General features: G+C 71.5%; 18 protein-coding genes. 4 read left to right on the forward strand and 14 right to left on the reverse strand.

The genetic code is table 11. The annotated features are described in order from the left end of the window. Nucleotides 1–6 precede the first annotated feature (6 nt). The 8 genes from BM127_RS11390 to BM127_RS11425 form a co-directional block, all read right to left on the reverse strand. Entirely contained in the window at nucleotides 7–2,445 is a 2,439-nt protein-coding gene (locus tag BM127_RS11390; RefSeq protein WP_091198680.1) for an NADH-quinone oxidoreductase subunit G, read from the reverse strand. Continuing rightward, nucleotides 2,442–3,752, reverse strand: a complete 1,311-nt coding sequence (gene nuoF, locus BM127_RS11395) for an NADH-quinone oxidoreductase subunit NuoF (protein WP_091198682.1) — start codon at nucleotides 3,750–3,752, stop codon at nucleotides 2,442–2,444. The genes BM127_RS11390 and nuoF overlap by 4 nt, the downstream gene beginning before the upstream one ends. Next, nucleotides 3,749–4,426: an NADH-quinone oxidoreductase subunit NuoE gene (gene nuoE / locus BM127_RS11400; protein ID WP_091198684.1), complete on the reverse strand. Its 678-nt coding sequence runs from the start codon at nucleotides 4,424–4,426 to the stop codon at nucleotides 3,749–3,751. The genes nuoF and nuoE overlap by 4 nt, the downstream gene beginning before the upstream one ends. Next, nucleotides 4,423–5,775, reverse strand: coding sequence for an NADH-quinone oxidoreductase subunit D (locus BM127_RS11405; protein WP_091198686.1), 1,353 nt, complete (start codon nucleotides 5,773–5,775; stop codon nucleotides 4,423–4,425). Before BM127_RS11405 ends, nuoE begins: the two co-directional genes overlap by 4 nt. Before the next feature lie 70 nt (nucleotides 5,776–5,845). Further along, nucleotides 5,846–6,664: an NADH-quinone oxidoreductase subunit C gene (locus BM127_RS11410; RefSeq protein WP_091198689.1), complete on the reverse strand. Its 819-nt coding sequence runs from the start codon at nucleotides 6,662–6,664 to the stop codon at nucleotides 5,846–5,848. Next, nucleotides 6,661–7,215, reverse strand: coding sequence for a NuoB/complex I 20 kDa subunit family protein (locus BM127_RS11415; RefSeq protein ID WP_091198690.1), 555 nt, complete (start codon nucleotides 7,213–7,215; stop codon nucleotides 6,661–6,663). Before BM127_RS11415 ends, BM127_RS11410 begins: the two co-directional genes overlap by 4 nt. A 10-nt stretch (nucleotides 7,216–7,225) precedes the next feature. Beyond that, entirely contained in the window at nucleotides 7,226–7,585 is a 360-nt protein-coding gene (locus BM127_RS11420) for an NADH-quinone oxidoreductase subunit A (protein ID WP_091198692.1), read from the reverse strand. 188 nt (nucleotides 7,586–7,773) lie between these two features. Continuing rightward, nucleotides 7,774–8,463: a demethylmenaquinone methyltransferase gene (locus BM127_RS11425; RefSeq protein WP_091198693.1), complete on the reverse strand. Its 690-nt coding sequence runs from the start codon at nucleotides 8,461–8,463 to the stop codon at nucleotides 7,774–7,776. A gap of 103 nt (nucleotides 8,464–8,566) precedes the next feature. On the opposite strand from BM127_RS11425, the gene BM127_RS11430 reads away from it, so the two are divergent. Then, a complete protein-coding gene (locus BM127_RS11430) occupies nucleotides 8,567–9,574 on the forward strand; it encodes a L,D-transpeptidase family protein (RefSeq protein WP_231263183.1) in 1,008 nt (335 codons plus the stop codon). Nucleotides 9,575–9,585: 11 nt separating this feature from the next. On the opposite strand, the gene BM127_RS11435 is transcribed toward BM127_RS11430, so the two are convergent. Beyond that, entirely contained in the window at nucleotides 9,586–10,767 is a 1,182-nt protein-coding gene (locus BM127_RS11435) for an AMP-binding protein (RefSeq protein WP_091198698.1), read from the reverse strand. A gap of 119 nt (nucleotides 10,768–10,886) precedes the next feature. Here BM127_RS11435 and BM127_RS11440 point away from each other — a divergent pair, with 119 nt between their 5' ends. Further along, nucleotides 10,887–12,140, forward strand: coding sequence for an isochorismate synthase (locus BM127_RS11440; protein ID WP_091198701.1), 1,254 nt, complete (start codon nucleotides 10,887–10,889; stop codon nucleotides 12,138–12,140). A gap of 1 nt (nucleotide 12,141) precedes the next feature. On the opposite strand, the gene BM127_RS11445 is transcribed toward BM127_RS11440, so the two are convergent. After that, complete coding sequence (locus BM127_RS11445) at nucleotides 12,142–12,777, reverse strand: MBL fold metallo-hydrolase (RefSeq protein ID WP_091198703.1); 636 nt, start codon at nucleotides 12,775–12,777, stop codon at nucleotides 12,142–12,144. A 135-nt stretch (nucleotides 12,778–12,912) separates the two neighbouring features. Between BM127_RS11445 and BM127_RS11450 the strand changes: the two genes are divergently transcribed. Then, the gene (locus BM127_RS11450; RefSeq protein ID WP_091198705.1) at nucleotides 12,913–14,112 is read left to right on the forward strand and encodes a glycoside hydrolase family 16 protein; all 1,200 of its coding nucleotides are present in this window, start codon (nucleotides 12,913–12,915) and stop codon (nucleotides 14,110–14,112) included. A 43-nt stretch (nucleotides 14,113–14,155) separates the two neighbouring features. Here BM127_RS11450 and menD read toward each other — a convergent pair whose 3' ends face one another. Genes menD through BM127_RS11465 form a run of 3 tightly spaced genes read right to left on the reverse strand, consistent with a single transcriptional unit; the run spans nucleotide 14,156 to nucleotide 17,741 of the window. Continuing rightward, the gene (menD, locus tag BM127_RS11455; protein ID WP_091198707.1) at nucleotides 14,156–15,769 is read right to left on the reverse strand and encodes a 2-succinyl-5-enolpyruvyl-6-hydroxy-3-cyclohexene-1-carboxylic-acid synthase; all 1,614 of its coding nucleotides are present in this window, start codon (nucleotides 15,767–15,769) and stop codon (nucleotides 14,156–14,158) included. Next, nucleotides 15,766–16,725, reverse strand: coding sequence for an o-succinylbenzoate synthase (locus BM127_RS11460; protein ID WP_091198709.1), 960 nt, complete (start codon nucleotides 16,723–16,725; stop codon nucleotides 15,766–15,768). Before BM127_RS11460 ends, menD begins: the two co-directional genes overlap by 4 nt. After that, complete coding sequence (locus BM127_RS11465) at nucleotides 16,722–17,741, reverse strand: AMP-binding protein (RefSeq protein ID WP_231263182.1); 1,020 nt, start codon at nucleotides 17,739–17,741, stop codon at nucleotides 16,722–16,724. The genes BM127_RS11460 and BM127_RS11465 overlap by 4 nt, the downstream gene beginning before the upstream one ends. Before the next feature lie 80 nt (nucleotides 17,742–17,821). On the opposite strand from BM127_RS11465, the gene BM127_RS11470 reads away from it, so the two are divergent. Continuing rightward, nucleotides 17,822–18,109 carry a DUF1330 domain-containing protein gene (locus BM127_RS11470; protein WP_091198711.1) on the forward strand — a complete coding sequence of 96 codons (288 nt, stop codon included), beginning with the start codon at nucleotides 17,822–17,824 and terminating at the stop codon, nucleotides 18,107–18,109. 99 nt (nucleotides 18,110–18,208) lie between these two features. On the opposite strand, the gene BM127_RS22260 is transcribed toward BM127_RS11470, so the two are convergent. Beyond that, the coding region (locus BM127_RS22260) for an HNH endonuclease signature motif containing protein (protein ID WP_175507378.1) at nucleotides 18,209–18,490 on the reverse strand (282 nt) is incomplete at its 5' end.

An 18,490-nucleotide genomic window follows, 5' to 3' on the forward strand; every position in this document is an offset into this window, starting at 1 on the left:
TGCCGTTCATCGAGAGGCTCCCATCACGGTGACCGGGCTGCCGGGTGAGGCGAGCTCGGCGAGGACGCCCCGACCGAAGGACCGGGCCGGGACCCAGACCACGTCGTCGGGAAGGTCGGCGACCACCACCGGCAACGTGATGCTGCCGCGGTCGCCGGCGACGGTCGCGAGCGCCTCGTCCCCAGGCTCGAGCATCCCGAACACGGACTCGTACGCCGCCTGGCTCAGGCGGGCGACCGGCGTGCGGGCGGTGGCGCGCAGGTGCACCTCACCGTCCTGCATGGAGCCGAGATCGATGAGCTGCTTCCAGGAGGCAAGCGTGAGGACGGTGCCCTTGGACCTGGGTGCCTTGGGCGGCTTCGGTGCCTTGCCCGCGTCGAGTGCCGGCCGGGCACCGTCCCACGGGCCGAGGGCCTGCATCTCGGCACGCACCTCGCTCACCGTGCGGAAGCCGAGCGGGCGGCCCATCTCGTCGGCGATGCCGGACAGGATGCGCAGGTCGGGCAGCGATGCGGGGTTGGTGAAGACGGCAGGGAACTCGCGGGCCCGTCCGTCCCACGTCACGAAGGTGCCGGACTTGTCCGCCACCGGTGCGACCGGCAGGACGACGTCGGCGACACGGGTCACGTCGGTCTCGCGCAGCTCCAGGCTGACCACGAAGCCGGCCGCGTCGAGGGCGGCGCGGAAGGCGGCGGGGTCGCTCGTGTCGTCGGGGTCGACGCCGCCGACCACGAGCCCACCGAGGTCGCCCTTGGCGAGCGCGGCGATGATCGCGTTGCCGTCGCGTCCGACCTTGCCGGGGAGCGAGTCGACCCCCCAGGCCGCGGCCACGTCGACGCGTGCGGAGGCTTCGGCGACCGGGCGACCGCCGGGCAGCAGGTTGGGCAGCGCTCCGGCCTCGACCGCACCGCGGTCACCGGCGCGACGGGGCACCCAGGCAAGGCGGGCGCCCGTGGTCCGGGCGAGCTCGAGGGCTGCGCTGAGGGCACCGTGCGTGGCGGACAGCCGCTCCCCCACGAGGATCACGGCGTCCTTGGTGACGCCGTGCTCGGCGTCCTTGAGCGACCCGATGGCGTCGACCTCGGCGCCGGGGGCGGTGGCGACGAGGCGGCCCTTCATCTTGGCCAGGCCCCGCGAGGTGAACGGCGCGACCGAGACGACCTGCGTGCGGCCGCGCTTGGCGGCCTTGCGCAGGCGCAGGAAGATCGTCGCAGCCTCGTCCTCGGGCTCGAGGCCGAGCAGCACCACGACGGGTGCGGCCTCGAGGTCGGCATAGGTCACGTCGCCGGACAGCGCGACGTGGGCGGCCAGGAAGCTGGCCTCCTCGGCGCTGTGCGGACGGGCCCGGAAGTCGACGTCGTTGGTGTCGAGCGCGACCCGGGCGAACTTGGCGTAGGCGTAGGCGTCCTCGGCCGTGAGGCGACCACCGGTGAGGACGGCACCGGCGCCGGCGGCGCGCAGGCCGCGGGCGGCGACGGCGAAGGCCTCGGGCCACGACGCGGGCCGCAGCTCGCCCCGTCCGCCGTCAGGCAGGGCCTCGCGGATCTGCGGGTAGGTGATCCGGTCCTCGACCTGGGCGTAGCGGAAGGCGAAGCGGTCCTTGTCGCTGATCCACTCCTCGTTGACCTCGGGGTCGTTGCCCGCGAGGCGGCGCATGACCTTGCCGCGACGGTGGTCGACACGGATCGCCGCGCCGCAGGCGTCGTGCTCAGCCACGCCGGGCGTCGAGACGAGGTCGAAGGGGCGCGAGCGGAAGCGGTAGTCGGCCGAGGTGAGCGCGCCCACCGGGCAGATCTGGATGGCGTTGCCGGAGAAGTAGCTCTCAAAGGGCTCGCGCTCGTAGATCGCGACCTGCTGCAGCGCGCCGCGCTCGGCGAGGGCGATGAACGGGTCGCCGGCGATCTGCTCGGAGAAGCGGGTGCAGCGCGCGCACAGCACGCAGCGCTCCCGGTCGAGCAGGACCTGGGCGGAGATGTTGATCGGCTTGGGGAAGGTGCGCTTGATGCCGCCGGACTGGGCGAAGCGGCTCTCGCCGCGACCATTGCTCATGGCCTGGTTCTGCAGGGGGCACTCGCCGCCCTTGTCGCACACCGGACAGTCGAGCGGGTGGTTGATCAGCAGGAACTCCATCACGCCCTGCTGGGCCTTGTCTGCCACCTCGCTGGTCGCCTGGGTGTTGACGACCATGCCCTCGGCGACCGGCAGCGTGCAGGAGGCCTGCGGCTTGGGGAAGCCGCGGCCGTTGCCGGCGTCGGGGATGTCGACGAGGCACTGGCGACAGGCACCGACCGGCTCGAGGAGCGGGTGGTCGCAGAACCGCGGGATCTGCACGCCGACCTGCTCGGCGGCCCGGATGACCAGCGTGTCCTTGGGCACGCTGACCTGGACGCCGTCGATGGTCAGCGTGACCGTGTCGACCTGCGTCTTCTCTGGGGTGGTCGTCATGCGTCGGCTCCAGCCGGTACGAAGGCGGTGGATGCGGCAGGGTCGAACGGGCAGCCGCCGTGGGTCAGGTGCGCGAGGTACTCGTCGCGGAAGTGCTGGATCGAGCTGGAGATCGGGCTCGTCGCACCGTCGCCCAGCGCGCAGAACGAGCGCCCCAGGATGTTGTCGCACTGGTCGAGCAGCAGGTCGAGGTCCTCCTCGGTCCCCTGCCCCTTCTCCAGGCGCGCCAGGGTCTGGGTCAGCCACCACGTGCCCTCACGGCACGGGGTGCACTTGCCGCAGGACTCGTGCTTGTAGAACTCGGTCCAGCGCAGCACCGCCCGGACCACGCAGGTGGTCTCGTCGAAGAGCTGCAGGGCACGGGTGCCCAGCATCGAGCCCGCCGCGCCGACCGACTCGAAGTCGAGGGGCACGTCGAGGTGCTCGGGCGTCAGCAGCGGGGTGCTGGAGCCACCGGGCGTCCAGAACTTCAGCTCGTGACCCTCACGCATGCCACCGGCCAGGTCGATCAGCTGACGCAGGGTGATGCCCAGCGGCGCTTCGTACTGGCCGGGGCGGGTGATGTGCCCCGACAGGCTGAAGATGCCGTGGCCCTGGGACTTCTCGGTGCCCATCGACGCGAACCAGGCAGCACCCTCGGTGAGGATGGCGGGGACCGAGGCGATCGACTCGACGTTGTTGATGACCGTCGGGCTGGCGTAGAGGCCCGCGACGGCCGGGAACGGCGGGCGCAGGCGGGGTTGGCCGCGACGACCCTCGAGTCCCTCGAGCAGCGCCGTCTCCTCGCCGCAGATGTAGGCGCCGGCGCCGGCGTGGACGATCAGGTCGAGGTCGTAGCCCGAGCCGTGGATGTTCTTGCCGAGGTGGCCGGCGAGGTAGGCCTCCTGGACCGCGCGCTGCAGGCGTCGTACGACGTGGAGGACCTCGCCGCGGACGTAGATGAACGCGGTGTTCGCCCGGATCGCGTAGGAGCTGACGATGACGCCCTCGACCAGCGTGTGCGGGGTCGCCATCATGAGCGGGATGTCCTTGCAGGTGCCCGGCTCCGACTCGTCGGCGTTGACGACGAGGTACTTGGGCCTGGGGTTGTCCTGGGGGATGAAGCCCCACTTCATGCCCGTGGGGAAGCCGGCGCCGCCACGCCCGCGCAGGCCGGAGTCCTTGACGGCGGTGATGACCGCGTCCGGTCCCATCGCGAAGGCCTTGTCGAGGGCGGCATAGCCACCGCGCTCCTCGTAGGCCGCCATGGTCCAGGCACGCTCGGCGTCCCAGTTGTCGGTGAGGACCGGGGTCAGTGTGTCGGTCATGCGTTCTCCCCCTTGCTCGACGCGGTGCCGGCGGTCCAGCCGTTGTCGCGGGCGATCTTGAGTCCGGCGAGCGAGGCGGGACCGGCGGTCGGGCCCTCGTCGGCGCGGTCGTCGGGGAAGCCGGCGAGCACGCGCTCGGCCTCGCGCCAGGTGCACAGCTGCGGACCGCGCGTCGAGTGGACCGGGTTGCCGGCGCGCAGGTCGTCGATCGCCTGGACGGCCGACTCGGGGGTCTGGTTGTCCATGAACTCCCAGTTGACCATCATCACCGGGGCGTAGTCGCAGGCCGCGTTGCACTCGATGTGCTCGAGGGTGATCTTGCCGTCCTCGCTGGTCTCGTCGTTGCCGACGTCGAGGTGCTCCTTGAGCCGCTCGAAGATCAGGTCGCCGCCCATGACCGCGCACAGCGTGTTGGTGCACACGCCGACGTGGTAGTCACCGACCGGCTTGCGCTTGTACATCGTGTAGAAGGTGGCGACACCGTTGACCTCGGCGGCGCTGATGCCGAGGACCTCGGCGCACGCCTCGATGCCCTCGGGGGTGACCCGGCCCTCCACCGACTGCACCAGGTGCAGCATCGGGAGCAGGCCGGAGCGGGCCTCGGGGTAGCGGGCCGCGATCTCGCGCAGCTCGCCCCAGGTCTTCTCGTCGAGGCCGTTCGTGGGGTGACTCATCGGTCGACTCCTCCCATCACGGGGTCGATGGAGGCGATCGCGACGATCACGTCGGCGACCATGCCGCCCTCGCTCATCACGCTCGTCGCCTGCAGGTTCGTGAACGACGGGTCACGGAAGTGCGCCCGGAAGGGGCGCGTACCGCCGTCGGAGACGACGTGGGCGCCCAGCTCGCCGCGCGGCGACTCGATCGGCACGTAGGCCTGGCCGGCCGGCACCCGGAAGCCCTCGGTGACCAGCTTGAAGTGGTGGATCAGCGCCTCCATGGACTCACCCATGATGTGGCGGATGTGGTCGAGGCTGTTGCCCATGCCGTCGCTGCCGATGGAGAGCTGGCTGGGCCACGCGATCTTCTTGTCGCCCACCATCACGGGGGCACCCTCGAGGCCGGCGAGGCGGTCGACGGCCTGCTCGACGATCTTGAGCGACTCCCACATCTCGTTGAGCCGGATCCGGAACCGACCGTAGGAGTCGCAGGTGTCCCAGGTCTGGACCTCGAAGTCGTAGTCCTCGTAGCCGCTGTAGGGCTGGGTCTTGCGCAGGTCCCAGGCATAACCGGTCGAGCGGAGCACCGGGCCGGTCATGCCGAGCGCGAGGCAGCCGGCCAGGTCGAGGTGGCCGACGCCGTCGAGGCGACCCTTGAAGATCGGGTTGGCGTTGCAGAGCGCGGCGTACTCGGGGAGGCGCTTCTTCATCAGCACGATGAAGTCGCGGATCTCGTCGAGGGCGCCGGGCGGGAGGTCCTGGGCGACACCGCCGGGACGGATGAACGCGTGGTTCATCCGCAGTCCCGTGATCAGCTCGAAGAGGTCGAGCACGAGCTCGCGCTCGCGGAAGCCGATCGTCATGACGGTCAGCGCGCCGATCTCCATGCCACCGGTGGCGATGCAGACCAGGTGCGAGGAGATGCGGTTGAGCTCCATCAGCAGGACGCGCATCACCTCCGCCTTCTCCGGGATGTCGTCCTCGATGTCGAGGAGCCGCTCGACGCCCAGCACGTAGGCCATCTCGTTGTAGAACGGGGAGAGGTAGTCCATCCGGGTGCAGAAGGTCGTGCCCTGCACCCAGGAGCGGTACTCCATGTTCTTCTCGATGCCGGTGTGGAGGTAGCCGATGCCGCAGCGGGCCTCGGTGACCGTCTCCCCCTCGAGCTCGAGGATGAGGCGGAGCACGCCGTGGGTCGACGGGTGCTGCGGACCCATGTTGACCACGACGCGCTCCTCGGCGGCGTCGCCGATGCTCTGCGTGATCGAGTCCCAGTCCTGACCCGTGACGGTGAAGACGCGGCCCTGGCTGGTGTCGCCGGGCGCGGCGTAGAAGTCCTGCTGCTGACTGGTGTCGGTGCTCATCAGTTGTAGCTCCTGCGCTGGGTCGGGCGGCGTCGGTGGAGCCCGCCCTTGTCGGCCGCGGAAGTGCTCATCAGTTGTAGCTCCTGCGCTGGTCGGGCGGAGGGATGCTGCCGCCCTTGTACTCCACGGGGATCCCGCCGAGCGGGTAGTCCTTGCGCTGCGGGTGCCCCGGCCAGTCGTCGGGCATGAGGACCCGGGTCAGAGCGGGATGACCGTCGAAGATCAGCCCGAACATGTCGAACGTCTCGCGCTCGTGCCAGTCGAGGGTGGGGTAGATGCTCACCAGGCTGGGGATGTGCGGATCGCTGTCCGGCGCGGTCACCTCGACCCGGATGCGCCGGTTGTGGGTCATCGAGGTGAGGTGGTAGACCGCGTGCAGCTCGCGGCCGGTGTCGTCGGGGTAGTGGACCCCGCTGACGCCCGAGCAGAGCTCGAAGCGCAGCGCCTCGTCGTCGCGCAGCATCTGCCCGACGAAGGGAAGGTCCTCGCGACGCACGTGGAAGGTGATCTCGCCGCGGTGCACCACGACGCTCTCGATGGCCGACATCAGGTCGGTGGCCTCGAGGCGCGCCTCGAGGGCGTCCGACACCTCGTCGAACCAGCCGCCGTAGGGCTTCTGCGAGGGTGCCGGGAACACCGTGGCACTGACGAGGCCGCCGTAGCCCGACGTGTCGCCGGTGCCGGAGGTGCCGAACATGCCGCGACGCTCACCCACGGAGCGGACCTCGCCGGTGGGGGCCGGGACGTTCTCCGGGGACTGGTCGGGGGCTGCCTGCTCGACGCCGCTGCCCGTGCCGGTCCTGTCCTTGGCCGCCTCGAGGTTGCGCTCCTCGGCGGGCCGCGCGCTCTCGTTGGCGTCGGTCTTGTCGTCGGTCTTGTCGTCGCTCACCGCAGCAGGCCCTTCATCTCCGAGGTGGGCAGCGCGCGCAGTGCGGCGGTCTCGAGCTCGGCGATCTCCGCCTGACGGTTGACGCCGAGCTTGGTGGCCTGGACCTGGTCGTGCAGCTTGAGGATCGCGTCGATCAGCATCTCCGGACGCGGCGGGCAGCCGGGGAGGTACATGTCGACGGGGACGACGTGGTCGACGCCCTGGACGACGGCGTAGTTGTTGAACATGCCTCCCGACGAGGCGCAGACGCCCATCGCCAGGACCCACTTGGGCTCCGGCATCTGGTCGTAGATCTGGCGCAGGACCGGGGCCATCTTCTGGCTGACGCGTCCCGCGACGATCATCAGGTCGGCCTGGCGCGGGCTGGCCCGGAAGACCTCCATGCCGAAGCGCGCGAGGTCGTACTTCGGGCCCCCGGTGGTCATCATCTCGATGGCACAGCAGGCGAGGCCGAACGTGGCGGGCCAGAACGACGCCTTGCGCATGTAGCCGGCGACGCCCTCGACCGTGGTCAGCAGGACGCCGCTCGGCAGCTTCTCTTCGAGTCCCATGGTGTTTCCCTCAGTCCCAGTCGAGGCCGCCGCGGCGCCACACGTATGCATAGGCCACGAAGACCGTGGCGATGAACAGGACCATCTCGATGAGCCCGAAGAGGCGCATCGCGTCGAAGTGCACGGCCCACGGGTAGAGGAAGATGATCTCGATGTCGAAGACGATGAAGAGCATCGCGGTGATGAAGTACTTCACCGGGATGCGGCCGCCGCCGATGGGCTGCGGCGTGGGCTCGATACCGCACTCGTAGGAGTCGAGCTTCGCCCGGTTGTAGCGCTTGGGCCCGGTGAAGGCGCTGATGGCGACGGAGAAGACCGCGAAGCCCGTCGCCAGGAGTGCCAGTGCGAGGACGGGGGTGTAGAGCTCCATCGCTTCCCTTCCGGTGAACGGCGCCCGGTGAGTGGAGAATGTGACCTTGTGAATGTCTTCACGAGTGGCGCGGGCCACAGTCTAGGACTCCGGTGCGGCGTGCGTCACGTCGGGGTCAGGGCCATTTCACCGGGTCTGACCTGCGCATTTAGGCCACGCGTACGTGCCCTAAATGGCGGCAGGAGGCGTCAGGCGGTGGCGCGGTGCAGGGCGACGATGCCGCCGGTCAGGTTGCGCCACTCGGGGTGCTGCCACCCGGCTTCGGTCATCATCGCGGCCAGCCCCGGCTGGTCGGGCCAGGCGCGGATCGACTCGGCGAGGTAGACGTAGGCGTCGGCGGCGCTCGCAGTGACCGACGCGATCCGTGGCAGCGCGCGCATGAAGCCGTCGAGGTAGACCGTCCGGAACGCCGCGTTGGTGGGTCGGCTGAACTCGCAGACCACGAGCCGGCCACCGGGGCGGGTCACCCGGAGCATCTCCTTCAGGCCGGCCACGGGGTCGACGAAGTTGCGCAGGCCGTAGCTGATCGTGACCGCGTCGAACGTGTCGTCGAGGAACGGCAGCCGGGTGCCGTCGCCGGCCACGAACGGCAGCCCCGGGCGGTCCTTCTTCCCCTGGCGCAGCATGCCGACCGAGAAGTCGCACGGGAAGGCGACGGCGCCGTGAGCACCGAACGGCTCGCTGGAGCAGCCGGTGCCGGCGGCGAGGTCGAGGACCAGGTCGCCACGGCGCGGAGCGACGGCGTCGACCATCGAGCGGCGCCAGCTGCGCTGGATGCCGGCCGTCATCAGGTCGTTGGTCAGGTCGTAGCGCTTGGCCACGGTGTCGAACATCCGACGTACGTCGGTCGGTTGCTTGTCCAGGTCAGCGCGGGCCACGCGGCGAGCGTAGGCGTCCGATCCACGGATGGCGCAACGCGGGGGTGTCGCACCGCGTCCTTACACTCGACGAGCCACACGCCTTTCCCGGGGGAGGAACCTCATGCCACGCCACACACCGCCTCGCGCTCTCGCGCTGCTCCTGGCGCTGCTCTGCACCGTGACCGGCCTCGCCGCTGTCGTCACCACCGCGTCGAGCGCCTCGGCCTCGTCGTCCGCGAGCGCCGGGTTCACCCCGATGCGACCCGGCGACACCGCCTGGCGGGTGCGCGTGCTGCAGAGCCGCCTCCACCAGCTCGACCTGCACTCCGAGGTCGTCACCAACCGCTTCGACGAGGAGACCCGCGCCGGGGTGGCCACCTTCCAGCGGCGTCGGGGCTGGACGGCGGACGGCGTCGTCGACGAGCGCACCTGGACCAAGATCGTGGCCCTCACCTCCGAGCCCACGACCGAGGCGCTCCACAACGTCTACACGCCCGGCCGCCCCCTCCTCGAGCGCGGCGACACCGGCATGTGGGTCCGTCAGGTGCAGGCACGGCTCACGCAGCTGCGCTGGTACGACGCCCCGGTGACGGGTCGGTTCACCGGCTCGACCGTCGAGGCGGTCGAGGGCTTCCAGGCCAAGCGCCGGATCCCGGTGACCGGCCAGGTCGACCGCCGCACGCTCACGCGGCTCAAGGAGATGACGCGCGTCCCCACCCGGGCCGAGCTCTTCAACATCGTGCCCAGCGGCCCGGCGCTCGACCCGCGGTGCACCACCGGGCGCGCGCTCTGCGTCGACAAGACGTCGCGGTCACTGCGCTGGGTGGTCGACGGCGTCGTGCTCCGGACCGTCGAGGTGCGCTTCGGCTCCGACGAGCTGCCGACCCGCGAGGGCGACTTCTCCGTCTTCCGCAAGTCGCGCGACCACGTCTCCAGCCTCTACGACACCCCGATGCCGTTCGCGATGTTCTTCTCGGGCGGGCAGGCGGTGCACTACTCCCCCGACTTCGCCGCCAACGGCTACAACGGCGCGTCCCACGGGTGCGTCAACGTCCGCGACCGGGCGGCTGTGGCATGGCTCTTCGACCAGGTGCGGATCGGCGACCGGGTGGTCGTCTACCGCTCCTGAGCGCCGAGGCCCTAGGAGCCGGCCAGGGAGAAGGCCGCATCCAGTCCGGCGCCCGCGCGACCCCGGCGAGGCAGCGACGCGTCGACGGCCAGCGAGGCCGCCGGCGCAGCGGGGACCGTGATCACCGCGTGCTCCTCCGCCAGGTCCAGGCGGACCGCCGGGTGGTGGGCGATGCGACCGATCCGGAAGTCCAGCGCCGTCGCGAGGGCGCTGACGGTGCGGTTGACGCGGGTGTCGAGGACGAGCACCCGGAGCCGGCCGCCCCACCAGGGCGCCAGGGCACTGACGTCGGCGGCGAGCTTGCGGGTCCGGCCCTTGATGCGGGCCTCGGCGACCTGGGCGGACGCGGACTCGAGGACCTCGCGCGGCGTCTCGTGCCAGGCCGCGCCGTCGATGCGGGCGACCTCGAGCAGGTCCTCCAGCACCTTGGCGGTGAGGTGGTCGAGGAGGACGTGGGTGGGCGAGACACGGGCGAGGGCGGCCTCGAGCTGGAACGGCCCCTCCACCCACGCCATCGTGCAGCCCGCGGTGAGGTGGGCGTCGCGCACGACTGTGGTGAACCTGTCGGTGGCCTCGCCCGTCAGCAGGACGACGTCGTCGGCGGTGAGGTCGGCGAGGGTGCCGGACGACTCGGGTCGGAAGAGCCAGGCCTCGGCCTTCTCGCGCGGCAGGCCGAGGACGGCGCTGGACGGTGCGCCGTCGCGGACGGAGTCGACCCACGACAGCACGTCGGGCTGGCGCTTGCGGCGCTCGAGACCCATCCCGCGCAGGCGCTCCCACGACCGGTCGTCGCACTCGAACAGCTGGGCGTCGTCCAGCCCGGCCCGGCGCAGCAACGCGAGTCGGCTCTCGTGGTCGACGATGACGAGCCGCACCTCGATGCGGTCGAGGAGGCGCCCCACCTCGGCAGGGTCCATCCGCTCGGGCAGCAGCAGTGGCACGGCACCGGCCACGCGGGTGGCGAGCTCGAGCTCGAGCTGGCGGATGCCGGTGGGGACGCGGATGACCACGACCTGACCGGGGTTGACCCCGGCCTCGATCATCCCGGCCGCGCCGTCGATGACGCGGCGGTAGAGCTCGTTCCAGGTCAGCGACGACCATTCCTGTCCGCGCCACTCGACCACGGCGGCCTCGAGGGCGCGGTCGCGGGCGTGGCGCTGCAGCCGCGCGAGCGGCGATTGCTGAACAGGCACTTGCGGCCCCCTCCGAAGGTGGTGTACCGACGCAACCTAGGCGAGCCGCCGCCCTCCTGTTCGCCGTTTGCCAGATCTCCCGTCAGCCGCCTGCGAACCCCGGCGTAGGCTCCTCCCTCGTGACGACCCCCGCGTCCGCACCCGCCGGCGGACCTTCAGCGCCTCTGGTCGTGCGCACCGTCCCGGTGGACCTGGCGGACCTCCCGCTGCTCGAGCTGCTGCCGGAGCAGGACCCCGTGAGCTGGCTGCGTCGGGGCGAGGGCGTCGTCGGCTGGGGCGTCGCTGCCCGCCTGGAGACCTCCGGTGCGACCCGCTTCAGCGATGCCGTGAAGTGGTGGTCGGAGACCGTGGCCCGGGCCACGGTCGACGACCAGGTCGGCGAGCCGGGCACCGGACTGGTGTGCTTCGGCGCCTTCGCCTTCGCCGACGAGCCCGGCGACTCGGTCCTCGTGGTCCCCCAGGTCATCGTGGGTCGCCGCGGCGACCGCACTTGGCTCACGACCGTGTCGGTCGAGGCTCCGCCGCTCACCCCGACCGGCACGCCACGCCCCCCGGTCGGCCTGAGCTTCTCCGACGGTGCGCGCAACGGCGAGGAGTGGATGACGGTCGTCGCGGAGGCAGTGCAGCGCATCGCGTCCGGCGCCCTGGAGAAGGTGGTCCTGGCCCGCGACCTGATCGTCACCACCGACGAGCCGCTGGACGTGCGGTGGCCGCTGCGCCGCCTCGCCGACCAGTACGAGATGTGCTGGACCTTCCACGTCGACGGCCTCTTCGGCGCCACGCCCGAGATGCTCGTACGCCGCGAGCGCGGCCTGGTGACCTCCCGGGTGCTGGCCGGCACCATCCGGCGTACGGGGGACGACGACCGCGACCTGGCGCTGGCCGCCACCCTCGCCCGCTCGTCGAAGGACCTCGAGGAGCACGAGTACGCCGTGCGCTCGGTCGCCGACGCCCTCGAGCCGCACTGCTCCTCGATGAACGTCCCCGAGGCACCGTTCGTGCTCCACCTCCCCAACGTCATGCACCTGGCGACCGACGTGAACGGTGTGGTCCACGACGTCGCGACGTCGCTCGAGCTCGCCGAGTCGCTGCACCCCTCCGCTGCCGTCGGTGGCACCCCCACCCCGGCCGCGGTCGCGCTGATCGCCGAGATCGAGGGCATGCCGCGTGACCGCTACGCCGGTCCGGTCGGGTGGATGGACGCCTCCGGCGACGGCGAGTGGGGCATCGCCCTGCGCTCGGCGATGGTCACCGGGAGCGGCGTACGCCTCTTCGCCGGCTGCGGCATCGTGGCGAGCTCCGACCCCGAGGCCGAGCTGGCCGAGTCGCAGGCGAAGTTCGTGCCGGTGCGCGACGCGCTCGAGGCCGGCTGACCTACAGGTCCTGGCCCGGCTCCCGCCGCTCGAAGGCCTGGCCGTCGGGCAGCAGGTTGGCCATGTGGGTGGCGACCATGTCGAGGCCGATGTCGCTGTAGACGCGGTCGTGGATCGCCAGCGACGTCGGGGCTCCCACCGCGCGGACGAAGTCGACGGCCTCCGAGACCTTCAGCCACGGAGCACTCACCGGCGCCAGCAGGACGTCGACCGCGCGTCCGGGCGGGGTCAGTGCGTCGCCGGGGTGGTAGACGCTGGTGCCGCCGGCCACCAGGACGTAGCCGGAGTTGTCGAAGCGGTCGTAGTCGGGGTGGATCACGGCGTGCTTCTCCCCGACCACCTCGATGGCGGCGCCGGCGACGTCGAGACGGTCGCCCGGGCGTACGACGGTGACGCGCTCTGCCACCTCGGGCGCCTGCTCGCGCAGCAGCCGCTCCACGGCAGCGATCGTCCAGATCGGCACGTCGGTGCCCCGCAGGTGGTCGGCATGGACGTGGTCGGCGTGCTCGTGGGTGATGAGCACGGCGTCCGCACCGGCCAGTGCCTCCGGGTCGGTGAACACACCGGGATCGAGCACCACGACGCCACCGTCGGTCTCGATCCGCACGCAGGCATGGCCGAACTTCGTGATCCGCATGCCGCCAGACTAGGACGAGGCAATCCGCGTGATGAATGTGTGACGCGTGGGGTGCGAGGTTAGGGTGGTGGCGCCTCTGATGGGTGGAGTGCCCTGGGGGAATTGCCAATCGCACCCGACACGAAGAGAGTTCACATGTCTGCACGCCGCGTGCTCGCAGGCAGCGTCGCCGCGCTGCTCCTGCCCGCGTCCCTGCTCCTGACCACCGAGGCCGGCTCGGCCACCGACTCCGCGGCACGTGCCGCGTCGACGCCGGTGGCCAAGAAGGCCGGTCAGAAGATCTCGCTGGAGGTGCTGCCCCAGATCGTCCAGCAGGGCAAGCGCACCGCCAGCGCGAGCTCGGCCAAGGCCGGAGTGACCGCCACCATCAAGCCGGTCAAGGTGGGCCGCAAGGTCGTCCTCGAGCAGCTCAACGGGTCCTCGTGGAAGAAGGTGGGCACCGCCAAGCAGCAGAAGAACGGTCGCGCCTACTTCTCCGCGCAGATCTCCAAGAGCGGCCAGCCGCTCACCTACCGCGCCACCGCCGCGAAGTTCAAGGGCCTCAAGGCGATCAAGAGCAAGACCGATGACACCGCCCGGTGGCTGACCCCGACCTTCTCCGACGAGTTCGGCGGCAGCGTCCTCAGCCCGATGTGGAAGATGCGCGGCCAGGACTACGAGCCCACCAGCAAGCGCGCGTGCTCCAAGGGTGACCCGTCCGCCGTCAAGGTCACCGGTGGCGCCCTGCGCCTCAGCGTGATCAAGGACCGTTCGCGCTCCGACAAGTGCAAGGCGTCGTCGCGCAAGCAGACCAAGAAGATCTCCTACCGCCTCAACGGCCACGTCGGCACGGCCGGCCTGTTCGACTTCAAGTACGGCGTTGCCGCCGCGCGCATCAAGATGCAGAAGATGCAGGGCCAGCACGCCAGCTTCTGGATGCAGCCGGTCGGCGAGAACCAGCCGGGCAGCGACGGCCACGAGATCGACATCATCGAGTACTTCGGTGACAAGCACCCGCAGGGTGGCCTGACGAGCTTCATCCACTGGTACAAGGGTCAGCGCCTCATCAAGACCGGCTCGTGGATCAAGAACTCCGAGTCGTTCCTGAAGAACAAGAAGGACGGCTGGTCGAAGAACTACCACGTGTTCTCGGTCCAGTGGACTCCTAAGGTGATCATCTTCCGCATCGACGGCAAGGAGACCTGGCGCACGTCGGCCCGCGTCTCAAAGGCCCAGCAGTACCTGATCCTCAGCCTGCTCGCCTCGGACTACGAGGCGCTCGAGCTGCCGGACAAGAAGCTGCCGCAGCACATGTACGTCGACTGGGTGCGCGTGTGGGAGACCCCGGTCTCCTGATCGCACCTGCGTGACCTGAACCACCGATCCGCGCGTTGGCCCCCTAGGGGGTCAGCGCGCGGATCTTTGCGTCCAGCGCCCGGCGGTCGTCGCGACGTACGCGCGCCTCGACCACCTCGATGCCGCCGTTGGGCGAGGCCAGGGCGTGCTCGAGCTCGGGCAGGCTGGTGACGGCGAGGTGCGGGACGCGCATCGCTGCACAGAGGCTCGCGACGTCGACCCCGTGCGGGGTGCCGAAGAGGGTGTCGAACCGGTCGGCGTAGGCCGGGTCACCCTGCTCGAGGGTGGCGAAGATCGAGCCGCCGTCGTCGTTGACCACGACGATCGTCAGGTCGGGTCGCGCCTCGCGCGGGCCGAGGACCAGTCCGGTGGTGTCGTGCACGAAGGTCACGTCGCCCATCAGCGCCAGCGCCCGCGTGGACCGGGGCCGGCCCAGGGCGGCGCCGATCGCCGAGCTGGTGGTGCCGTCGATGCCGGCCAGGCCGCGGTTGGCGATGACCTTGCGACGTCCGCCGACCTCGTAGGGGGCGACCATCAGGTCGAGGTCGCGGATCGGGTTGGAGGCGCCGACGAACAGCAGTCCGCCGGGCGGCAGCGCTCGGCTGACCGCGCCTGCCACCTCGTGGGGCGTGAGGTCGGGCTCGGCGGCGAGGAGCCGGTCGAGCTGGCGAGCGACCGAGCGGTCGGCCGCGCGCCACTCCTCGAGCCACGCAGCGTCGTCCGAGCCGTCGACGCGGACGGCCTCGTGCTCGCTCGCGATCGCGTGGGGACGGCCGGGCCACATCCCTCGGGCGCGCACCGAGACGACCTCGACGTCGTCGCGCGCGAGCAGCCGGGACACGGGCCGGGACAGGGTCGGGTGGCCGAGGACGACGGCGCGCTCGATCCGCTCGCCGATCTCGGTCCCGAGCAGGAGCCGGTAGGTGCGGATGACGGCGTCACCGGTGCGACAACCGCTGCTGGGCTCGGCGAGGAGGGGCCAACCGGCAGCCTCGGCGAGCTGGCGGGCGGGCGGTCCTGCGTCGTCGCCGGCGACCACGACGGTGCGGGGGCCGAGGTCCAGGGTCGTGGCCTCCGGAGCCGTGGACGTCGCGTGGACCGCCCACGGCGGGACCTCGCCCCCGTCCCACGCGTCATCCGGCAGCAGCGGGTCGTCGAGCTGCACGTTCAGGTGGACCGGTCGCCGGTGGTCGTGCGTACGGAGGAAGGCGAGCAGCTGCCCGAGGTCTGCACCCGCGACGTCGAGGGTCGGCGCGAAGGTCCCGAAGAGGCCGTCCTGGTCGGTGGTCTGGTTGGCGCCGGTGCCGCGCAACCGGGCCGGGCGGTCGGCCGTCACCACCACGAGCGGCACGCCGGCGTGGGCTGCCTCGACCACCGCGGGCAGGAGGTTGGCGACGGCAGTGCCGGACGTGCAGACGACTGCGGCGGCGCGGCCGCTCACCTTGGCGAGCCCGAGCGCGAGGAAGCCGCCCGTGCGCTCGTCGATGCGCGTGTGCAGCCGCAGCCCGGGCCACGGCCCCGGGGTCTGCGAAGCCGCGTCGAAGAGCGCGAAGGACAGGGGCGCGTTGCGCGACCCGGGGGCCAGCACCACCTCGCGGACGCCGGCGCCGCGGAGCGCCGTCACCACGGCCCGGGCGAGCTCGGCGGAGGGGTTCACGAGATCCGATCCTGCCCTACGGACCCGAGCCTGCGGCGCCAGTGGTCGACCCGGTCGTCCGCGGCGGCCACCCGGGCGAGCGCGCCCTCGTCGACGTCGGGCCGGGTGACGGCGAGCAGGCCGTCGACGGGGAGCATCGGCTCGCCCACGACGTCGTCGGTCAGCATCTGCACGGTGGCCAGCCCGCAGGCGTGGTGCAGCTCGGGCAGGGCGGCCGCGAGGGCGACGCCGGCCGCGATGCCGATGCTCGACTCGATGGCGCTGGACACGACCACCGGGAGCCCGATGTCCTCCGCGATCCGCAGGCACGCACGCACACCGCCCAGGGGCTGGACCTTGAGCACCGCGATGTCCGCGGCCTCGAGGTCGCGCACCCGGTAGGGGTCCTCGGCACGCCGGATCGACTCGTCGGCCGCGATGGGCACGCCGACCCGGCGACGCACGACGGCGAGGTCCTCGACCGTCGCGACCGGCTGCTCGACGTACTCCAGTCCTCCGGCCGCGCGCTCGAGCGCGGCGATCGCCCGGACGGCCTCGTCGACGTCCCACGCGCCGTTGGCGTCCACGCGGACCAGGCCGTCCGGGCCGAGCGCGTCGCGCACCGCTTCGACGCGAGCGAGGTCGTCGGCGAGCGTCTGGCCGCGCTCGGCGACCTTGACCTTCGCCGTGCGGCACCCACCTGCCGTCACGATCGCGTGGGCGCGCTCGGGGTCCGTCGCGGGCACGGTCACGTTGACCGGCACGTGCTGGCGCAGGGGCTCCGGCCACCCCACGTCGGCGGCCTCACGCGCGCAGTCCAGCCAGGGACGCGAGGTGGCGTCGTCGTACTCCAGGAAGGGTGACCACTCGCCCCAGCCCGCGTCGCCGCGGAGCAGCACGCCCTCGCGGACCGTGATGCCGCGGAAGCGGGTGCGCAGGGGGATGGAGAAGACCCGGAGGCCGGAGGGAGCGCTCACAGAGCAGCCTGGAGGGCCTGCCGGTCCACCTTGCCGTTGGGCAGCAGGGGCAGCGACGGGACCCACACGAAGTCGCGGGGCGCCCACGACCGCGGGTGGACCATGCTGATCCAGTCGCGGAGGTCCGGTTCGTCGGCGGTGCCGACGACGACAGCGACCAGGCGCTGGCCCCACTCGGCGTCAGGGATCCCGAAGACCTCGGCCTCGTCGACCAGCAGGTGCTGGCGCAGCCGCTCGGCCACGACCTCGACCGGGATCTTCACGCCGCCGCTGATCACGACGTCGTCGATGCGTCCGAGGATCTGCAGCCGGCCGTCCTCGTCGAAGCGGCCGGCGTCGGAGGTCAGGAACCAGCCGTCGACGACCGTCTCGGCGGTGAGCGCCGGGTCGGCGTCGTAGTGGCTGAACAGCGTGGGCCCGGCGATGCGGACGCGTCCCTCGGCGCCGATCGTCACCGCGACCCCGTCGAGCGGCAGGCCGTCGTACACGCAGCCGCCCGAGGTCTCCGAGGAGCCGTAGGTGGAGACCAGGCGGACCCCGTGCTCCTCGGCGCGGCGACGCAGGTCGGCGTCGAGGCCGCCGCCGCCGACCAGGACGGTGTGGCAGTGCGCGAGGGCGGCGAGCTGCTCGGTGTCACCCATGATCCGGTGCAGCTGGGTGGGCACCAGCGACACGAAGACAGGGGTGTCGGTGTGGTCGGACGCGGCGGCGCGGCCGATGTCGAGCCCCTCCACGACGATCGGCTCGTGTCCGGCCACCAGCGACCGCACGATCACCTGCACCCCGGCGACGTACGACGACGGCAGCGCCAGCAGCCAGCGACCCGACTCCCCCAGCCGGCGCGCCGACGCCTCGACGCTGGCGAGCAGGGCGCGGCGCGGGATGACGACGCCCTTGGGCCGTCCGGTCGAGCCGGACGTCTGGATCAGCAGCGGGTCGGGGTTGTCGGCTTCGAGCCATCGCGACAGCTGCCTGATCGCGACCGAGGGCTCGTCCGAGGGCCGGAGGAACGTCACCTCGCGAACGCTAGCCGGTCGTCCACCCCCTCGCACAGGCCGTCGTCGGGGGGCGTGGCCGTCGGCATAGGCTCGGCCGCATGAGTGCGTACTGGATCTGCATCTACAAGGCCGTGCACGACCCCGACAAGGTCGCGGCGTACGCCGAGCTGGCGGGGCCTGCGCTCCGCGGCGCCGGGGGCACCTTCCTGGCCCGCGGCGTGCCGGAGGCCACCTTCGAGAAGGGCGAGGCGACGCGCACCGTCGTCATCGAGTTCGAGTCGGTGGACGCGGCCGTCGCCGCCCACGACAGCGCGGGCTACCAGGAGGCGTTGCGCGCCCTCGGCGACGGCGCCGAGCGCGACATGCGCATCGTCCCCGGCGCCTAGGGTCGAGGCCACGCGTGGCTGCACTCGCACGACCTCACGACAACTGAACCGAGGACGTGCCTGTGGCCCGATCACCGGTGGTGTCGGGCTGTGGGGCGCTCAGGTTCGTCGGCGTGGGCGGTGGGTGACGGGGCCGGTGGTCACGGTGATCCCGGTCGGGAGGGTCCATTCGTAGGCCCCGTCCGGCAGGCGTCGGTAGGTGAAGGCACCGAAGGTCTTGGCCCGGTGATATCTGCGGCACAGCGGTGCGAGTGCGTCGGGACGGGTCTGGCCGGGCGGTCCGCCCTGGTCGACGGGGACATAGGTCTCGATGTGGTCGAGGTCGCAGGACTCCGCGTCACGCCCGCACCCGGGGTACACACAGGTGGTGTCGCGCAACCG

It is taken from the genome of Nocardioides alpinus (assembly GCF_900112035.1).
Taxonomy (GTDB): Bacteria; Actinomycetota; Actinomycetes; order Propionibacteriales; family Nocardioidaceae; genus Nocardioides; species Nocardioides alpinus.

Coding starts and splice junctions, on each gene's coding strand:
- BM127_RS11390 (WP_091198680.1), bottom strand. CDS start 2,445: ATGACGACCACCCCAGAGAAGACGCAGGTCGACACGGTCACGCTGACC.
- nuoF (WP_091198682.1), bottom strand. CDS start 3,752: ATGACCGACACACTGACCCCGGTCCTCACCGACAACTGGGACGCCGAG.
- nuoE (WP_091198684.1), bottom strand. CDS start 4,426: ATGAGTCACCCCACGAACGGCCTCGACGAGAAGACCTGGGGCGAGCTG.
- BM127_RS11405 (WP_091198686.1), bottom strand. CDS start 5,775: ATGAGCACCGACACCAGTCAGCAGCAGGACTTCTACGCCGCGCCCGGC.
- BM127_RS11415 (WP_091198690.1), bottom strand. CDS start 7,215: ATGGGACTCGAAGAGAAGCTGCCGAGCGGCGTCCTGCTGACCACGGTC.
- BM127_RS11420 (WP_091198692.1), bottom strand. CDS start 7,585: ATGGAGCTCTACACCCCCGTCCTCGCACTGGCACTCCTGGCGACGGGC.
- BM127_RS11430 (WP_231263183.1), top strand. CDS start 8,567: ATGCCACGCCACACACCGCCTCGCGCTCTCGCGCTGCTCCTGGCGCTG.
- BM127_RS11445 (WP_091198703.1), bottom strand. CDS start 12,777: ATGCGGATCACGAAGTTCGGCCATGCCTGCGTGCGGATCGAGACCGAC.
- BM127_RS11450 (WP_091198705.1), top strand. CDS start 12,913: ATGTCTGCACGCCGCGTGCTCGCAGGCAGCGTCGCCGCGCTGCTCCTG.
- BM127_RS11470 (WP_091198711.1), top strand. CDS start 17,822: ATGAGTGCGTACTGGATCTGCATCTACAAGGCCGTGCACGACCCCGAC.